The organism is Lentzea tibetensis (assembly GCF_007845675.1).
In the GTDB taxonomy this organism is placed as follows: domain Bacteria; phylum Actinomycetota; class Actinomycetes; order Mycobacteriales; family Pseudonocardiaceae; genus Lentzea; species Lentzea tibetensis.
Window position 1 is genome coordinate 281341 of sequence record NZ_VOBR01000002.1, and the last position, 16884, is coordinate 298224.

The window sequence follows — 16884 nt, forward strand, 5'->3', positions numbered from 1 at the left end:
GTGACGGCGCAACGTAGATCCGGCCAGTTAGCACCGGGTTACGCCTCAGGCCCATAACCCCTGGCTAACTGCGAGCTCCTACGGTCCGGCTACGAGCCGAGGGACGAGGAGGTGGTGGTCGTGAGCCCGACACTGGACACGGCCTCTCGCTTGGACGTCATTTCCACGATCTGCCAACGGGTGCTGGACCGGGCGGCTGATCTGGAGGACGCCGCCGTGCGACTGCTTCCCTTCCCGCGGCAGGTGATCCGCGCGGACCTGGCGCTGGCGGCGAGCAGGCTGGAGGCGTTCGCGACGGTGACACCGCGGCTGGCCGGGCGCAGGCCGCTCGGCAGGGTCGCGCTCGCGTTGCCCGGCAACGCGATTCTGAGCAATCCGCTCGCCACCATCGCGGCCTCGCACCTGGCGGGCAACAAGACGCTGGTGCGGATGCCGCGGCAACGGCGTGAATGGGCGGCCGTGCTCAGCGCGCTCGTCGGCGAGGCCGCCGAGTTCGTCGACTTCGGCGGCAGCGGGTTCATCGACCACGCCATGCGTCAGCCCGACGTGGACGCGATCATGGTGTTCGGCGACGACAGCTGGGCCGCGGACTACGAGATGGTGGCCCGCACGACGGGGACGAAGTTCGTCTTCGAGGGACCGGGCAAGGACCCGTTCCTCGTGCTGTGCCCGGCACTCGTCGACGAGGCCGCGCGCGCCGCGGTCGAGGCGGGCATGTTCAACGCCGGACAGGCGTGCACCTCGCCGGAGCGCTTCTACGTCGTGCCCGCCGCCTACGACGACTTCGTGGAACGCGTCATCGACCTGGTGCGGGAGCTGAACGTCGGCGATCCCGACGACCCGCAGACCCAGATCGGGCCGCTGGCTCCCGTTGTCGCACACCGTCTCGACGCACAGGTGCGCGACGCCATCAGCAAGGGCGCCGTGGTGCTCAACACCGGGATGGCCCGCCCGATGACCGTCAACGGCGAGGAACGCGTCCTCGTGCCGCCGATCGTCGTCGCGGGCACCGACCACCGGATGACGTTGATGCGCGAGGAGACGTTCGGCCCGGTCATCGCGATCCAGCGCGCGGCGTCGATCCACGAGGCGCTGGAGCTCGCCGAGGACTCGCCGTACGGGCTGTCCGCGACGACGTTCGGCCGCGTCGAAGGCGTCGCGGAACGGCTGGTGCACAGCCACGGCCAGGTGTTCGCCGAACAGACCTGGCTGTCGCAGCGGCGCAGGCACCCGCTCGCGCCCTACGGCGGGCGCAGGCGGTCGGGCTGGGTGTGGGAGTGGCAGGACGAGCAGTTCGTCCGGCGCGACGGACCGCGACACAACTTTCTTGAGTTCAGCAGGATCTGACAGGGAAGGCTGGCATGCGCGACAACGACAACCTGGCGTTCACCGTGGACGAGTACCGGGAACGGCTGGACACCGTGCGCAAGGGAATGGCCGAGCGGGGTGTCGACATCGCCCTGGTCAGCGTTCCGGAGAACATCTACTACCTGACCGGCTACACCACGCTCGGGTACTACATGTACCAGGTGCTGATGGTGCCGATCGACGACGAGCCGCTGCTGCTCACCTACCGCGAGGAGCGCATCAACGTCGAACGCTTGTCCTGGTTGGACAGGCACGTCGACTACACGGTCACCGACGACCCGATCGCGGTTACCGTCGACACCGTGCGCGGCCTCGGCGTCGCGGGCAGGACGCTCTCCATCGAGGAGGGCGGCTACTTCTTCCCGATCCGCACCTACCGCAGGCTCGTCGAGTCGCTCGGCGACGTGCGGTGGGTCGACGGGACCGGGCTCGTCGAGTCCGCCCGGCTGGTCAAGTCCGACGCCGAGCTGGGCTTCATCCGCCGCGCGGCCACCGCCACGATGGCGGGCATGGTCGACGCGCTCGCCGAAGCGCGTCCCGGCAAGACGGAGAACGACGTCGCCGCGGCCGTCTACGCCGCGACGCTGCGGCACGGCAGCGAGTATCCGGGCAGCCCGCCGTACGTGATCAGCGGCGAGCGCTCCGGACTGCCGCACGGCACCTGGGAGGGTCGTGAGCTGCGGGACGGCGACATCGTGTTCCTCGAGTTCTCCGGCTGCGTCAAGCGGTACAGCGCGGCCATGATGCGCACCGCGTTCCTCGGCACGCCGCCGCAGTCGGTGACGGGCCGCGCCACCGCGGTGGTCGACGCGCTGGAGACCGCGATCGCCACGATCCGGCCCGGCGCCACCTCCGGAGAGGTGGACGCGGCTGCTCGCAAGGCCATTGGCGCGCACGGCTTCGGCGACCACACGCACGAGACCGGCTACTCGATCGGCGTGTGCTACCCGCCCGGCTGGAACGAGAGCCACATCATGAACCTGCACCCCGGCGACGACACGGTGTTGCGGCCCAACATGGTCTTCCACCTGGTGCCGTCGCTGATCGTGCCCGAGTTGAACGGCCACGTCGGGTTCAGCGAGACCGTGGTCGTCACCGAGAACGGCTGCGAGGTGCTGACGGACAAGAGGGTGCCGCGCGAGCTGCAGGTGCTGTCGTGAGCGCGCTCGCCGTGCTCGGTGGCCGGCAGGCCGTGCCGGACGGCGTCGACGAGAGCCGCTGGCCGATGGTCGAGCCGAGCGACGTCGAGGCGGTCACCGACACGCTCCTCAGTGGACAGCTGAGCTGGCTCAACGACACCAGGGTGCCCGCGCTGGAACGGAGATGGGCGGACTACGTCGGCGCGGATCACTGCATCGCGGTGAACAGCGGAACTGCGGCGCTGCACGCGGCCGTGGCCGCCGCGGGCGTCGGACCGGGCGACGAGGTGCTCGTGCCCTCGTTGAGCTTCCTCGCCTCCGCGTCGTGCGTGCTGCACCACCAGGGCATCCCGGTGTTCGTGGACATCGACCCCCGCACGTTCACGATCGACCCGGCGAAGCTGGGGGAGAAGCTCACCGACCGCACGAAGGCGATCATCGCGGTGCACCTGCACGGCCTGCCCGCCGACATGGACCCGATCGTGCGGTTCGCCCGCGAGCACGACCTCGTCGTGATCGAGGACGCCGCGCAGGCGCACGCCGCCACCTACCGCGGCCGCCGCACCGGATCGCTCGGCGACCTGGCGGCGTTCAGCGTGATGGCCGGCAAGAACCTCGCCACCGCGGGGGAAGGCGGTCTGCTCACGACGTCGTCGGCGCACCTGCGCAACCGCGCGGACGCGGTGAAGATGTTCGGCGAGAGGATCGGCGCCGACGGCAGCCGCGACTACAACGCGCACACGATGGGCTGGAACTACCGGCTCAGCTCGATCGTCGCCGCGTTCACGTGCACGCAGATCGACCGGCTCGACGGCTACACGGCCGAGGTTCAAGAGGGCGCGCGGGCGCTGACCAAGGCGCTGGCCGACGTGCCCGGTGTGGCGCCACCGCACGTGCCCGACGACCGCACGCACGTCTACCACCACTTCCGCGTGCTGCTGGACGGAGCGGTCGCCGGCCTGCCGAACGGCGTGTTCCGCCAGGCCGTCCACGACGCGTTGCTGGCCGAGGGCGTCCCGGTCACCGAGTACCAGAACCGGCCGCTGCCGGGACAGACGCTGTTCCAGCAGAAGACCGGCTACGGGCAGGGTTGTCCGTGGACGTGCGGCAAGACGACCCGTGACCACACCTACCGCGTCGAGGACTACCCGGAGACCTTGGAGGTCATCCGGTCCTCGCTCGTGGTCGGCAAACGACTGTGCATGGCGTCGTTGCGCGACCCGGACTCCGTCGAGCGCTACCGCGACGCGTTCACCAAGGTCCTTTCGAACATCGACGAGCTGCGCGAGTACGCGTCGACGATCGACTACGTCGAGCCGTGGCAGCGGGAAAGCAGGTTGTGGTGAACTTCTTCCACCTCGTGCCGCAGGTCCACTACGGACCCGGCTCGGCGACGCGGGCCGGTGCCGCGCTGCGCGATCTCGGTGTCCGCCACGTGCTGGTGGTGACGGACCAGGGCGTGCTGGACGCGGGCGTGATCGACCCGGTGCTGAAGTCGGTCAAGGACGCGGGCATCGCGTTCACGGTCTTCTCCGACCTCCGCACGAACCCGACCGAACAGCACGTCGCCGCGGCGGCCTACCTGTACCAGTCCGTCGGGTGCGACGGCATTCTCGGCGTCGGCGGCGGAAGCTCGCTCGACGTGGCCAAGTCCGCGGCCGTGATCATCGCCGACGGTGGCCGCATCACGTCCTACGAGGACGGTGCGCGTGCCGTGACCGGGACGCCTCCGCCGCTGGTGCAGGTGCCCACGACGGCGGGAACCGGCAGCGAGGTCGTCGCGGGCGCGATCATCACCGACAGCAGCCGGATGTTCAAGATGCACGTCGTCGCCGTGCCCGCGCAGGTCGCGCTGTGCGACCCCGAGCTGACGCTGACGTTGCCCGCGGGGCCGACGGCGGCCTCCGGGATCGACGCGCTGGCACACGCGATCGGCGCCTACACCTCCAGCGAACGCCAGCCGCTCGCCGACGCCATGGCGGTGCACGCGATCGCGCTGATCCGCCGCTGGCTGCCCGACGCGGTGGCGCGCGGGGACGACTTGCGCGCACGCGACCAGATGATGACCGGCGCGCTGGCCGCGGGCATCTCGATGAAGGGCGGCGGCGCCGCGGACCACGCGTTCGCCCACGCCGTCAACGCGCTCTTCGACGTGCACCACGGCGTGGGCGTCGCACTGTTCCTCGCCGACGCCATGGAGCACAACCTGCCGCACATGCCGGACCGCTTCGCCGTCGTGGCGCGCGCACTCGGCGTGCGGTCCGCGACGGACGACGCGATCGCGCTGGGCCGGGCGGGCATCGAGGTCGTCCGCTCGCTGGTCGCCGACTGCCCCATCCCGACCCTGCCCGCGATCGGCGTGACGGAGAACGACGTGCCCGCACTCGTGGACAAGGTCCAGTCCGACGGCTTCCACCTCGGGCTCAACCCCGTGCCGGTCACGGTGGACGACACCCGCCGCATCCTGCACACCGCACTTGCGAGGTCGTGATGACACTGGACACCTGGGTCGCCGAGCACGGCACGTCGAGCCGCACCACCTGCCGCGTCGCCCAGCTCGAGCTGGCTCGCTCCGACGACCGGATCCTCTCGCTGGAGAACGACCTCGCGCTGCCGTCGGTGCCGTTCGGGACGGAGTTCCCCGACCGCTACCGGCAGATCGGCATCGCCGAGGCCAACCTCATGGGCGTCGCCGCCGGGCTCGCGCAGTCCGGGCGCATCCCGTACGTCAACACGTTCGCCGTGTTCGCCACCATGCGCGCGTGCGAGCAGCTGCGGGTCGACCTGTCGTACCCGAAGGCAGGAGTCAAGGTCGTCGGCTACTACACCGGACTCTCCGGTGGCTTCGCCGGGCCGACCCACCACAGCACCGAGGACATCGCGGTGACCAGGGCGTTGCCGGGGTTCACCGTGCTGTCGCCCGCGGACGCCTACGAAGCGTTCCTCGCGACCAAGGCCGCCGCCGACATCAACGGCCCGGTGTACCTGCGGGCCAGCCGCGGCGACACGCCGATGGTCCACCGCGAGGAGTACGACTTCCGCATCGGTGAGGCGGTGACCCTGCGCGAAGGCTCGGACGTCACGATCATCGCGACCGGCTGCCTGATCGTGCCGCGCGCGCTGGAGGTCGCGGACCGGCTGGCGGAACGCGGGATCTCCTGCCGCGTGGTGAACATGCACACGATCAAGCCGCTCGACACGGCCGCGATCATCGCCGCCGCGCGGGAGACCGGCCTGGTCGTCACCTACGAGGACCACAACGCGCTGGGCGGTCTCGGCAGCGCGGTCGCCGGCGTGGTGCTCGAGCACGCGCCCGCGCCGGTGCTGCGGTTCGGCGTGCCGGACGTGTTCTGCACGCGCAGCGACGACTACGAGCAGATCCTCGACCTGCACGGGCTCGGTGCGTCGGACGTGTACGACGGGATCATCGGGAGGCTGCGATGACGACCACGGACCTGTTGCGGCGCCTGGTGGAGCTCGAGTCGCCGTCCGACGACCACTTCGGTTGCCTCGCCGTGCAGGACGTGCTCGGCGACCTCCTGCGGCAGGCGGGCGGCCGCGTCGAGCGCGTCACCGGCACGACCGGGACACCCGTCCTGATCGCGCGGTTCGGCGCCCAGCGCGCACCCGCGCTGCTGCTCGGGCACGTCGACACCGTGTGGCCCAAGGGCACGCTGGCAGAACGTCCGTTCACAGTGGACGGTGACGTCGCCACCGGTCCCGGCTGCTTCGACATGAAGGCCGGGCTGGTGCAGATCGTCACCGCGCTGGCCGCGCTCGACCAGCCGGACGTGACCGTGCTGCTCAACGCCGACGAGGAGCTGGGCAGTCCAGGCTCGCAAGACTTGATCATGCGGGAGGCCGAGCGGAGCAGGTGCGCCATGGTGCTGGAGCCGTGCGGTCCCGGCGGAGCGCTCAAGACGCGGCGCAAGGGCATCGGCATGTACACGCTGGAGGTGGCCGGCCGCGCCACCCATCCGGGACTCGACTTCGCCGCGGGCGTGAACGCCGTGGTCGAGCTGGCGCACCAGGTCACCGAGATCGCCGCGCTGACCGACGGCGAGACGACCGTGAACGTCGGCAGGATCACCGGCGGCACCGGGCGCAACGTCGTGGCGGAACGGGCCACCGCGCTGTTCGAGAGCCGGTTCTGGACGGCGGAGGAAGGCGCGGAGGTGGACCGCGCGGTGCGGCGGCTGCGTGCGGTTGACCCGCGGGCATCGCTGACCATCAGCGGTGGCGTGCACAAGGCGCCGATGGAACGCGGCCCCGTGGTCGCGGCGCTGGTCGAGCTGGCGGACTCCTGCGCGGACTGGCCGATCACCGAGATGGCGGTCGGCGGCGTGAGCGACGGCAACGTCACCGCGGCCGCGGGCGTGCCGACGATCGACGGGCTCGGCGCTGCCGGGGGTGGCGCGCACAGCGTGGACGAACACGTGGTGCTCAGCGACATCCCGAGGCGCGGAGCGTGGCTCGCGGCGATGCTGGAACGCTTGGAGGGAGAGCAATGGCTGTCATCACCGTCGGCGCACCGTCCGACGACGCGCACCGGAGCCGGATGAGCGCACTCGCCGACGCGCACCGGCGTCGCGAGGCGTTGTTCCGCGCATCGGGACCGAAGGAGCCGCCGCGCGCTCCCGCCGACGTGACGCCGGGCTGGCGGGCGATCGAACGAGCAATGGCGGGCCCGTCGTGGGGCGAGAGGGTGGACGCCAAGCACCGCAAGGCGATCCGCCGCATCCCCGGCGCCATCATCCACTTCCCGCTCGTCGGCGGCGGCGCGGTCGACACCTTCATCACCGACTGGTCGCCGCTGCCCGGGGCGTGCGCCATCGCCGTCCACCCCGGACACGAGCTGGCGGGCGACGGGTTCACGGGACGGTTCGCCCGCCATCCGCTGACCGGCGATCTCCTGCCGGTGTGGACGACGGACTGGGTGAAACCGGACTTCGGCACCGGCGCGGTCGTCGTGAACCCGGCCCACTCGGAGGTCGACCTCGAGTTCGCCCGCGAGGTCGGCCTGCCGGTGCGGTTCGCCCTGGCGGACCAGCCACCGACGGCCGACCCCGCGACGTGGCCTGCGCCACCGGTGATCAAACAGGGCGTCTCGCTGCGCACCGGGCAACCGCACGACGAGGCCGCGCAGCGGTACCTCGACGAGCTGTGCGCGGCGGGCCACGCCGAGCCGATCTCGCTGCCCGGAATCGGCAGGCACCACCCGAACGAAGACCTGCTGAACACGCTGCTCGCCGACCCGGACGCCACCGTGATCGCGACCGCCGACGCCGTCGCGAAGGACCTCCTGTGGGCGCGCGCGGCACTGGCGGAACTCGGTACGAGCGCCACACCCGGCGTCGTCACCGACATACCCGTCCACAACCCGCAGCAGGTCGAGTCCATCACCAGGAACCTGGCTGCGAGGGAACCGGGTGACGCGGACCGGAAGCTGTTGCGAGAGCTGGCGGACGGCGACTTCGCCGCCGCCTTCAAGACGTTGCGGACGACGCGGGACCGGGCATCCGCGCAGATCGGCGCGCACGTGCTGTTCGGTACCCAGCTGCCAGCCGAAGTCGTTGTGCCGTAACCGGTCCCTAACTCCGCACGCCTAGGTTCGCAGCCACTGAGCAGAACTGGCCGAGGAGGAACCGTGAACGATTCCGTCGCCAGGCTCGCCCGCCTTTCACCGGAGCAGCGAGCGCGACTGGTCGCCCGAGCTCGAAAGGGCACGCCGCCACCGCGGAGCCTGGTCCCGCGCGTCGATCCGAGCGGGCCGATTCCCGCGTCGTTCGCGCAGGAGCAGCTGTGGTTCCTGAGCAGGCTGGCGCCGGGTGTGCCGAACTACAACGTCCCGTTCCGCTTCGCACTGGACGGGCCGCTCGACGTCGAGGCGCTGACCGCCGCGCTCAACGACGTGGTGGCACGCCACGACGTGCTGCGCACCACGCTCACCGCCGCGCCGGACGGTCTGCGGCAGATCGTGCGTCCGCACGACCGTCGCGAGCTCGCCGTGCGCGACCTCAGCGGGTATGAGGACCCGGACGGACTGGCCGACGCACGTGCCTTCGACCTCGCGCGCGCCGTGTTCGACCTCGAAGAAGGTCCACTGTGGACCGTTGAGCTGCAGCGGTTGTCCGAGCGGCGGCACGTGCTGGTGTGGATCGCCTCGCACGCCATTGCCGACGGCGGCTCGATCGGTGTCGTGCTGTCCGAGCTGGCGGCGTGCTACGCGGGCCGGGTCACCGGCAGGCAGGCGACGCTCACCGAGAACCCCGTGCAGTTCGGCGACTTCGCGGCGTGGCAACGGCAGTGGCTCACCGACGACCGGGTCGCCGAGCTGCTCTCCTACTGGCGCGACCAGGTGCACGGCTACGCGGGGCTCGGCCTGTCCTACGACCACCCGAAGCAGCCCGGCATCGCGCTCGACGGCCGCACGGTCACGTTCCAGGTCGCACCGACGGTCGCCGCCCGCATCACCGAGCTGGCGAGAGAACGCGGCTCGTCGGCGTTCATGGTGCTCCTCGCGACCTACCAGGTGCTGCTCATGCGGTTGAGCGGCCGGGACGACATCGCGGTCGCCACGCCGCTCGCCGGCCGCGACCGGCCCGAGTTCGAGCGGGTCGCGGGATCGCTCACGAACACCGTGGTGCTGCGCACCGCGCTCGACGGCGACCCGTCGTTCGGCGAGCTGGTCGACCGCGTGCGGGACGTGACGTTCGACGCGCTGAAGCACCAGGACCTGCCGTTCGGCAAGCTCGTCGAGGTGGTGCGGCCCGCGCGCAACGGTCAGTCGAACCCCATCACGCAGACCATTTTCAGCTACGGCGGCACACCGCTCATGCGCGGTGAGACGGCGTTCGGGCCGAACGCCAGGCTGCGCTGCGACGGGATGTCGAACGACACCGTGCGCTTCGACTTCGAGCTGGTGCTCGACGAGAAGCCCGAAGGACTGTGCGCCCGCTTCGAGTACAACGCCGACTGGATCGACCGGCGCAGCGCCGAGCTGATCTGCGCGGCGTACCAGGAGATTCTCGCCGCGGCCGTGGACGCGCCCGAACTGCCGTTGTCGAAGCTGCCCGCGCCCGAGCTGCCGCGGTGGGAGCCCGACGAGTCCATTCCCGAGCAGGCCCGCCGCAGCACGGACGAGGTGTCGCCGCTGGAGGACGAGCTGACCGCGTTGTGGGCGAGCAGGCTCGACGTCGACCGGGTCGGCCGCGACGACGACTTCTTCGGGCTGGGCGGCCATTCGTTCCTCGCCACCGAGCTGGTGAACGACATCAACGCGCGGCTCGGTTCCCGCATCTCGGTCGTCGAGCTCTTCCAGGCCAGCACGGTCGCGTCGCTGGCGAAGGTGATCGAGGACCAACCCGACGAGGCGCCGGAGGACACGCCAGATCTCGCCGGCACCGTCGAGCGGATGTCCGACGACGAGGTCGCCGCCGCCCTGCAGCGGCTGCGGTCCCGCGCCTGAAGGAGGTAGCAATGCCCGTTCCCCCTTACCGGTCCCAGGAATGGCTGTTCGACGTGGCCGCGGGCCGGTACGACGTCGACCTCGCCGTCAGCGGCATGGAGTCGCAGAGCGTCGAGCCGTTGCTGCCCGAGATGACCACGAAGGCCGGCTACGACGTCGACCGCGGCGCCGGAAAGCTCCGCGCGGCCGTGGCCGAGTGCTACGGCGTGCCCGCCGAGCAGGTGCTGATCACCCACGGTGCCCAGGAGGCGCTGTACCTGCTGTACGCGGCGCTGCTCGAACCGGGTGACGAGGTCGTCGCCCGCGCGCCCGGCTGGCAGCAGACGCTCGACCTGCCCGCGCGCTTCGGCGCCACGACGGTGTCGGTCGACTACGACCTGACCGACGGCGACGCGCGCGGCGGCGAACGGGTCGCGGAGGCGGTCGGGCCGCGGACGCGGATGGTCGTGCTGAACAGCCCGCACAACCCCACCGGGCTGACGTTCGCGGACCACCAGTGGGAACCGCTCGCCGCGACGGACACCCTGGTGGTCAACGACGAGGAGTACCTGACCGACTTCGGCCGCAGCGTCGTGCACCACGTGCCCGGATCGTGCTCGGTCAGCTCGCTGTCCAAGGTGTACGGGTTCCCCGGACTGCGGCTCGGCTGGCTCGTCGGCCCGCCCGAGGTGGTCGAGAAGTGCGTGAACTACCGGCGCTACACGACCATCAGCAACTCGCCGTTGCTCGAGGACCTGGGCCTCGCCGTGCTGGGCAGGCGCGAGACCTACCTCGCGGCTTACCAGCAGCGGCTCGCCGACGGCTGGCGGGTGTTCCGCGACTGGGCGTCCGACCACCCCCAGCTGCGGCCGTTGCCGCCGCAGGGCACGCCGTACGTGTGCTGCCGCGTCGACCTGCCCGGCACGTCGTCGTGGGACCTGTGCACCGAGCTGCTCGACCGCGAGCGGCTGCTGCTGATGCCCGGTGACGTCTTCGGCGCACCCGGCTACGTCCGGATCTCCTACGCCCGTCCGGTCGACCTGCTCACCGAGGGGCTCGACCGCCTCGGCCGGGTCGTGACCGCGTTGTCCGGCCTCGAACTCGCGGAGTTGCCATGACGATCACGCCTGTCGCCGCCGACCTCGAGGTGATCTCGGTCGGCGCGGAACGGATCCTGCTGCGCCGCGTGCACGGGCACCTCGAGTACCAGGCGTGCGAGGAGCTGCAGCGCAGGATCTGGGGAGAGGAGGACATCGCCCGCGTGCCGTTGCTGGACATGGTGACGGCGCAGGAGAACGGCGGGTACGTGCTCGGCGCCTTCACCGCGGACGGCGACCTCGCCGGGTTCGTCTTCTCGTTCCCCGGCGTGACCTCCGACGGCGAGGTCAAGCAGTGTTCCGTGCTCGCCGCGGTCGCGCCGGAGTTCCAGAACCTCGGCCTGGGCTACCAGCTCAAGCAGTACCAGGCCCGGCTCGCCGCCCGGCACGGGTTCCGCCTGATCACCTGGACGTTCGACCCGCTCTCCGGGCGCAACGTCGTGTTCAACCTCAACAAGCTCGGCGCGGTCGGCGTCGACTACGTGGTGAACGCCTACGGTGTCGGACTCGGGCTGAACGCGGGACTGGAGACCGACCGGCTGCTCGTCGCGTGGCACGTTCCGCCGGTGCCGCGGCAACGTGACCAGGGCGGTGGCACACCGGTCAACGACATCCGCTTCAACCGCCACGACCTCCCCGTGCCCGCGTGGTCCACACCGGACTGCGACGACCACACCGTGCTGCTCAAGGTGCCGTGGGACGTCTACGCGATCAGCGCCCGCGACCGCGAGCTGGCGATCTCGTGGCGGCACACCGGGCGCGACCTGCTCGGCGGCTACCTCGGCCGCGGCTACCGGGCCGTCGGGCTCCGGGTGCACGAACGCGGTGCCCCGCCCACCTACGTGCTGCACCGAGGTCGGTCATGACGCTCGGCGCGTTGTTCGACACCGCCGTCGACCGGTTCGGCGACCGGCCGCTGCTGCTCGGCCCCGACGTCTCGTACGCGGACTTCGCCTCGCGCGTCAACGGATGCGCCTGCGTGCTGTGGAACATGGGTGTCGGCAGGGGAGACGCGGTGGCGGCGGTGCTGCCGAACTCTCCGCTGGTGCTGACGCTGTGGCTCGCGGCGGCCAAACTGGGAGCGGTGTTCGTGCCGCTGAACCCGGCGCTACGTGACGCGGAGCTCGCGCCACTGCTCACGCACTCCGGCGCCGTGCTCGTCGTCGCGGACCGGCCGATCCCCGGTCACCGGGTCGTCGCTCCCTCGATGCTCGCCGCCACCAGTTCGTCGGCGCCGCATGCGTCGGTCCGGGCGGATGATCCGGTGACGGTCCTCTACACGTCCGGCACGACCGGATCGCCCAAGGGATGCGTGCTCAGCCACACCTCGTACACCGCGCCCGCGCCCGCGTTCGTGACGCGGCTCGGGCTGGAGGCGGATGACCGGCTGCTCGCGTGCCTGCCGCTGTTCCACATGGCGGGGCAGTCGTTCGCGGTCAGCGCGCTGCAGGCGGGCGCGTCGCTCGCTGTCGTCCCGCGGTTCAGCGCGTCCGGCTTCTGGGGACATGTCGACGACTTCCGCGCCACCGCGTTCCGCCACCTCGGCGAGATGCTGACGTTGATCCTGCGCAGCCCGGTGACGCCGCCCGCCGGGCACGGGCTGCGCCTCGTGTACGGCGGCGGCGCCCGCCCCGACGTGGCGCGGGAGTTCACCGCGCGGTTCGGCGTCACCGTGGTCGAGGGCTACGGGATGAGCGAGACGAACACGGTGCTGTGCGGTGATCCGTACCTGCCACGACCCGGTTCCATGGGCACGCCGTTGCCGCCGGCCGAGGTGCGCGTGGCGGCGACTCCGGGGGAGATCGGCGAGATCCAGGTGCGCGGGCCGGGCCTGATGAAGGGCTACCACCGCGACCCCGAACGCACCCGTGCCGCGCTGGCGTCGTCCTGGCTGCGGACCGGCGACCTCGGCTGGATGGACGACGACGGGCACGTGCACTTCGCCGCGCGCCGCGTGGACGTCATCCGCAGGCGCGGCGAGAACATCGACCCGGCCGAGGTCGAGGAGGCGCTGGCCGAGCACCCGCAGGTGCTGCTGGGCGCGGTGGTCGGCGTGCCGACCGAGCTGTCCGACGAGGACGTGGCCGCGTTCGTGGTGCCGCTGCCCGGTTCCCGGCTCGACGAGGACGGCGTGCTGGCGTGGTGCCGCACCCGCCTGGCCGCGTTCAAGGTGCCGCACCGCGTGCACGTCGTCGACCGACTGCCGATGACCCCCACCTCGAAGATCAACCGTTCGCTGCTGCGGGCGGCCGGAGCACACGGGAGGAACCCGCGATGGTGAACGACCTCGCCGAGAAGGCACGAATGCTGCGCAAGCACGTCGTGCACCTGGCAGCCGACTCGCCCGGCGCGCACGTCGGCGGCTCGATGTCGGCCGTGGAGATCCTGACCGCGCTGTACTTCGACGGCGTGCTGCGGGTCGACCCGGCCAACCCGTCCGCTCCCGACCGGGATCGGCTCATCTTCAGCAAGGGCCACTCCAGCGCGGCCTACTACGCCGCGCTGGCCGAGGCGGGCTTCTTCCCGGTGTCCGAACTGGACACCTACAAGAAGACGGGCAGCAGGCTCGCCGGCCACCCGCACACCGGCATTCCCGGTGTCGAGCTCGCCACCGGCTCACTCGGCCACGGCCTGCCGGTCGGCGTCGGCCTCGCCATGGCCGCGTCGGCCGACCGCTCGCCCGGCAGGGTGTTCGTGATCGTCGGCGACGGCGAGTGCCAGGAGGGCTCGATGTGGGAGGCCGCGATGGCCGCCGCCCACTACGGACTCGACAACCTGGTCGTGATCGTCGACCGCAACGGCATCCAGGAGGACGGGCCGACCGAGGAGATCATGGCGTTGGAGCCGTTCGCCGACAAGTGGCGCGCGTTCGGCTGGGCGACCGTCGAGGTCGACGGGCACGACGTCGGTGAGCTCAGCACCGTGCTGCACGAGGTGCCGCTCACCTGGGGCAGGCCGACGGTCGTCATCGCGAAGACGGTGAAGGGCAAGGGTTTGTCGTTCTCCGAGAACACGAACACCTGGCACTACGGGCACCTCTCGGAGGAACTGAAGGAGCAGGCGCTGCGGGAGCTGGGAGGTGTGCGATGACGGCGCTGGCCGACATCCGGGAGGGGCTGCGGTTCGACCCGGCCACCACGACCGCGTTCGAGGCGTGCCGGATGGCGCAGCTCGACCTGGCGCTCGAGGACCCGCGCATCGTCTCCGTCGAGGCCGACCTCGGCGACTGCTGGGGCCTGAAGTTCCGCGAGTCCCTGCCGGACCGCTTCCTCGACTTCGGCATCGCCGAGGCGAGCGCGGTGGGCGCGGCCGCGGGGCTGGCGATGGCGGGCAAACGCCCGTTCCTCAACACGTTCGGCACGTTCGCGCTGATGCGCGCGGCCGAACAGGTGCGCCTCGACATCTGCTACCACCGGGCGCCGGTGGTGATCGCGGGCATGTTCACCGGCATCGCGGCCGGGTTCTCCGGCCCGACGCACCACGCGATCGAGGACGTCTCGGTGGCCAGGGCGCTGCCGAACCTCACCGTCATCGCACCGGCGGACGCCCTGCAGGCCTACGACGCCACCAGGGCCGCGCTGGAGCACAACGCGCCGGTGTACCTGAGGCTCGGGGTGGAGCCCGGCCCCCAGGTCTACGCGGGCCACGACCGGTTCGAGATCGGCCGCGGCCGCGTGCTGCGCGAAGGAGGATCGCTCACGATCGTCACGTGCGGCGTGACGATCGTGCCGGAGGTGCTCGCCGCTGCCGACCGGCTCGGTGACGTGCGGGTCGTCGACATGCCGACGATCAAGCCGATCGACCGCGAGCTGCTCAGGCAGTCGGCCGAGCGGACCGGCCGGGTCGTCACGGTCGAGGAGCACTCGACGATCGGCGGGCTGGGCAGCGCGGTCGCGGAGGTGCTGGCCGAGGACGCGCCGGTGCCGTTGCGGATGATCGGGCTGCCGGACGCCTTCGTGAAGGAGATCGGCGACTACGCCGAACAGTTGCGGCGCCACGGGTTGGACGCGGCCGGGATCGAGCGGGAGGTGCGGGCGTGGGCGTACTAGGAATCCTCATGCTGGAGGGGAAGATGGCTGACGTGCCGGGCTGCATGGCGTCGGCGGAGACCTTCCCGTACCCCGTGATCCGCCACGTCGTGCGGGGCTCGCGCACGCCGCGCAGCCAGGAGGAGGCCGAAGCCATGCTGCCGCTGTACGTCGCGGCGGCGCGCGAGCTGGAGGCCGAGGGCGCCACGGTGATCACCGCCAACTGCGGGCTCATCGCGTTGCTGCAGAACGAGCTGGCGGCCGCGGTCCGGGTGCCCGTGGTGACGTCCAGCCTGACCATGGTGCCGGCGATCAGGAAACTGGTCGGCGAGCGGCCGGTCGGCGTGCTCACGTTCTTCACCTCGGCGGTGGGAGAGCGCAACTTCCGCGCCAGCGGCTGGAGCTCCGCCGACATCCCGGTCGTGCTCGGTGGCGTCGGCGAACACGCGTCGTGGCTCGAGTTCCTGGAGACCAAGGAGGTCACGCCGCGGCTGCGTGAACGGATGCGCGCGGACCTGCTCGCCGTCGTCGAGGACATGCTGGCGCGCGAACCCGAGCTCGGCGCGATCGTCTGCGAGTGCACGATGCTGCCCGCCGTGCTGGACGACGTGCGGGCCGGTGTCCCCGTGCCGATCTTCGACATCCTGACCGCGCTGGACTGGGCGGTCAGCGGGTTCGAGCGACCCGCCGCGGCGAACACCCGGCTCGCGGTCTCGGGAGGTCGAGTGCGATGAGACTGCGCCTGCCGCCCAGTGTGCGGTTCGGCGCCGGATCCATCACCCACCTCTCCGACTCCCTGAGGGAGTGCGGTGTGCGGCGAGCACTCGTGGTCACCGACCACGGAGTGCTCGCCGCTGGTGTTGTGGAGAGGGTCCGTGCCGAGCTCGACGTCCCGCACGACGTCTTCGTCGCTGGGCGACCCACGGCCGACCAGGTCACCGCGTGCGGCTCTGCGCTGGACGGAGCCGACGGGGTCGTCGCCGTCGGTGGGGGCAGCGTCATCGACGTCGCCAAGGCGGCGGTGGCGCTGCGCAGTGCGGGGACACGGCTCCAGGACGTCTACGGACTCGACAGGGTGCTCGGAACGGCCCTACCGGTCATCGCGGTGCCCACGACACCGGGCAGCGGCGGCGAGGTCTCCTCCCACGCGGTCGTGACCGATCAGGGCAAGCGGCACGCCGTGAGCGGAGCCTGCCTGGTGCCGCGCGCGGCCGTCATCGATCCAACGCTGGCCGAGTCCCTACCGCGCGACGCCACGGTCGCGTGCGCGCTCGACGCGTTGATGCACGGCGCCGAGGCCTACCTGGCCCGCGCCGCGACGCCGTTCAGCGACGCGCTGGCGCTGCCGGGCGTGCGCCGGATCGCGGCGGCCCTGCCGTCGCTGGATCGCCACGAGCTGAGCCTCGGCTGCCTGCAGGCGAACCTGGCGATGGCACAGGCCAACGCCGGCCTCGTGCACGCGCTGGGCTACCCGCTCACCGAACGGCACGGCGTCGTGCACGGCATCGCCAACGCCCTCGTCGCGCCCGCGGTGCTGCGGGCCAGCAGGCACGCGCAGGAACAGCGGGACAGCGACCTCGCGGAATGCCTTGGCGCACCGGAGTTCGCCGACGGCCTCACGTTGTTGCTCGAGCGCGTCGGCGTCCCACTCGGTCTGCCCGTCTGCGACCCGGACGAACTCGCCTGCGATGCACTGCACTACGGACCCGTGCGCGCCAACTGGAGGTTCGAGGCCACTGTGGACGACATAGCCGCGATGTACCGCGCATCGATGTGAGACAACGAGAAGAAGGGGGAGCCGATCG

The 16884-nt window shown here is 71.3% G+C and carries 15 protein-coding genes; all 15 read left to right on the forward strand.

Features of this window, described 5'->3' with window-relative positions:
• Positions 1–120 precede the first annotated feature (120 nt).
• Positions 121–1347 carry an aldehyde dehydrogenase family protein gene (locus FKR81_RS03275; RefSeq protein WP_186762732.1) on the forward strand — a complete coding sequence of 409 codons (1227 nt, stop codon included), beginning with the start codon at positions 121–123 and terminating at the stop codon, positions 1345–1347.
• 14 nt (positions 1348–1361) lie between these two features.
• Positions 1362–2528 (forward strand): M24 family metallopeptidase, encoded by a 1167-nt coding sequence (locus tag FKR81_RS03280; protein WP_146349387.1) that lies wholly within the window; start codon positions 1362–1364, stop codon positions 2526–2528.
• Positions 2525–3853, forward strand: a complete 1329-nt coding sequence (locus tag FKR81_RS03285; protein WP_146349388.1) for a DegT/DnrJ/EryC1/StrS family aminotransferase — start codon at positions 2525–2527, stop codon at positions 3851–3853. The genes FKR81_RS03280 and FKR81_RS03285 overlap by 4 nt, the downstream gene beginning before the upstream one ends.
• Positions 3850–4998, forward strand: coding sequence for an iron-containing alcohol dehydrogenase (locus tag FKR81_RS03290; RefSeq protein WP_186762733.1), 1149 nt, complete (start codon positions 3850–3852; stop codon positions 4996–4998). Before FKR81_RS03285 ends, FKR81_RS03290 begins: the two co-directional genes overlap by 4 nt.
• On the forward strand, positions 4998–5951 hold the full coding sequence (locus tag FKR81_RS03295; RefSeq protein ID WP_146349390.1) for a transketolase family protein: 954 nt from the start codon (positions 4998–5000) through the stop codon (positions 5949–5951). Before FKR81_RS03290 ends, FKR81_RS03295 begins: the two co-directional genes overlap by 1 nt.
• A complete protein-coding gene (locus tag FKR81_RS03300; RefSeq protein WP_146349391.1) occupies positions 5948–7069 on the forward strand; it encodes a M20 family metallopeptidase in 1122 nt (373 codons plus the stop codon). Before FKR81_RS03295 ends, FKR81_RS03300 begins: the two co-directional genes overlap by 4 nt.
• Positions 7015–8091 (forward strand): class I tRNA ligase family protein, encoded by a 1077-nt coding sequence (locus FKR81_RS03305; protein ID WP_146349392.1) that lies wholly within the window; start codon positions 7015–7017, stop codon positions 8089–8091. The genes FKR81_RS03300 and FKR81_RS03305 overlap by 55 nt, the downstream gene beginning before the upstream one ends.
• Positions 8092–8154: 63 nt before the next feature.
• A complete protein-coding gene (locus FKR81_RS03310; RefSeq protein WP_146349393.1) occupies positions 8155–9975 on the forward strand; it encodes a condensation domain-containing protein in 1821 nt (606 codons plus the stop codon).
• An 11-nt stretch (positions 9976–9986) separates the two neighbouring features.
• Entirely contained in the window at positions 9987–11072 is a 1086-nt protein-coding gene (locus FKR81_RS03315; RefSeq protein WP_146349394.1) for a pyridoxal phosphate-dependent aminotransferase, read from the forward strand.
• On the forward strand, positions 11069–11917 hold the full coding sequence (locus FKR81_RS03320; protein WP_146349395.1) for a hypothetical protein: 849 nt from the start codon (positions 11069–11071) through the stop codon (positions 11915–11917). The genes FKR81_RS03315 and FKR81_RS03320 overlap by 4 nt, the downstream gene beginning before the upstream one ends.
• On the forward strand, positions 11914–13332 hold the full coding sequence (locus tag FKR81_RS03325) for a class I adenylate-forming enzyme family protein (RefSeq protein ID WP_146349396.1): 1419 nt from the start codon (positions 11914–11916) through the stop codon (positions 13330–13332). The genes FKR81_RS03320 and FKR81_RS03325 overlap by 4 nt, the downstream gene beginning before the upstream one ends.
• Positions 13326–14141 carry a transketolase gene (locus tag FKR81_RS03330; protein WP_146349397.1) on the forward strand — a complete coding sequence of 272 codons (816 nt, stop codon included), beginning with the start codon at positions 13326–13328 and terminating at the stop codon, positions 14139–14141. The genes FKR81_RS03325 and FKR81_RS03330 overlap by 7 nt, the downstream gene beginning before the upstream one ends.
• The gene (locus FKR81_RS03335; RefSeq protein ID WP_146349398.1) at positions 14138–15100 is read left to right on the forward strand and encodes a transketolase family protein; all 963 of its coding nucleotides are present in this window, start codon (positions 14138–14140) and stop codon (positions 15098–15100) included. The genes FKR81_RS03330 and FKR81_RS03335 overlap by 4 nt, the downstream gene beginning before the upstream one ends.
• Positions 15088–15813: an aspartate/glutamate racemase family protein gene (locus FKR81_RS03340; protein ID WP_146349399.1), complete on the forward strand. Its 726-nt coding sequence runs from the start codon at positions 15088–15090 to the stop codon at positions 15811–15813. The genes FKR81_RS03335 and FKR81_RS03340 overlap by 13 nt, the downstream gene beginning before the upstream one ends.
• Complete coding sequence (locus tag FKR81_RS03345; protein WP_146349400.1) at positions 15810–16856, forward strand: iron-containing alcohol dehydrogenase family protein; 1047 nt, start codon at positions 15810–15812, stop codon at positions 16854–16856. Before FKR81_RS03340 ends, FKR81_RS03345 begins: the two co-directional genes overlap by 4 nt.
• The last annotated feature ends 28 nt before the right edge of the window (positions 16857–16884 follow it).

What these genes read in the sequence shown, in the direction of transcription:
- FKR81_RS03280 (WP_146349387.1), top strand. Translation starts at nt 1,362, where the DNA reads ATGCGCGACAACGACAACCTGGCGTTCACCGTGGACGAGTACCGGGAA.
- FKR81_RS03295 (WP_146349390.1), top strand. Translation starts at nt 4,998, where the DNA reads ATGACACTGGACACCTGGGTCGCCGAGCACGGCACGTCGAGCCGCACC.
- FKR81_RS03300 (WP_146349391.1), top strand. Translation starts at nt 5,948, where the DNA reads ATGACGACCACGGACCTGTTGCGGCGCCTGGTGGAGCTCGAGTCGCCG.
- FKR81_RS03305 (WP_146349392.1), top strand. Translation starts at nt 7,015, where the DNA reads ATGGCTGTCATCACCGTCGGCGCACCGTCCGACGACGCGCACCGGAGC.
- FKR81_RS03315 (WP_146349394.1), top strand. Translation starts at nt 9,987, where the DNA reads ATGCCCGTTCCCCCTTACCGGTCCCAGGAATGGCTGTTCGACGTGGCC.
- FKR81_RS03320 (WP_146349395.1), top strand. Translation starts at nt 11,069, where the DNA reads ATGACGATCACGCCTGTCGCCGCCGACCTCGAGGTGATCTCGGTCGGC.
- FKR81_RS03325 (WP_146349396.1), top strand. Translation starts at nt 11,914, where the DNA reads ATGACGCTCGGCGCGTTGTTCGACACCGCCGTCGACCGGTTCGGCGAC.
- FKR81_RS03330 (WP_146349397.1), top strand. Translation starts at nt 13,326, where the DNA reads ATGGTGAACGACCTCGCCGAGAAGGCACGAATGCTGCGCAAGCACGTC.
- FKR81_RS03335 (WP_146349398.1), top strand. Translation starts at nt 14,138, where the DNA reads ATGACGGCGCTGGCCGACATCCGGGAGGGGCTGCGGTTCGACCCGGCC.
- FKR81_RS03345 (WP_146349400.1), top strand. Translation starts at nt 15,810, where the DNA reads ATGAGACTGCGCCTGCCGCCCAGTGTGCGGTTCGGCGCCGGATCCATC.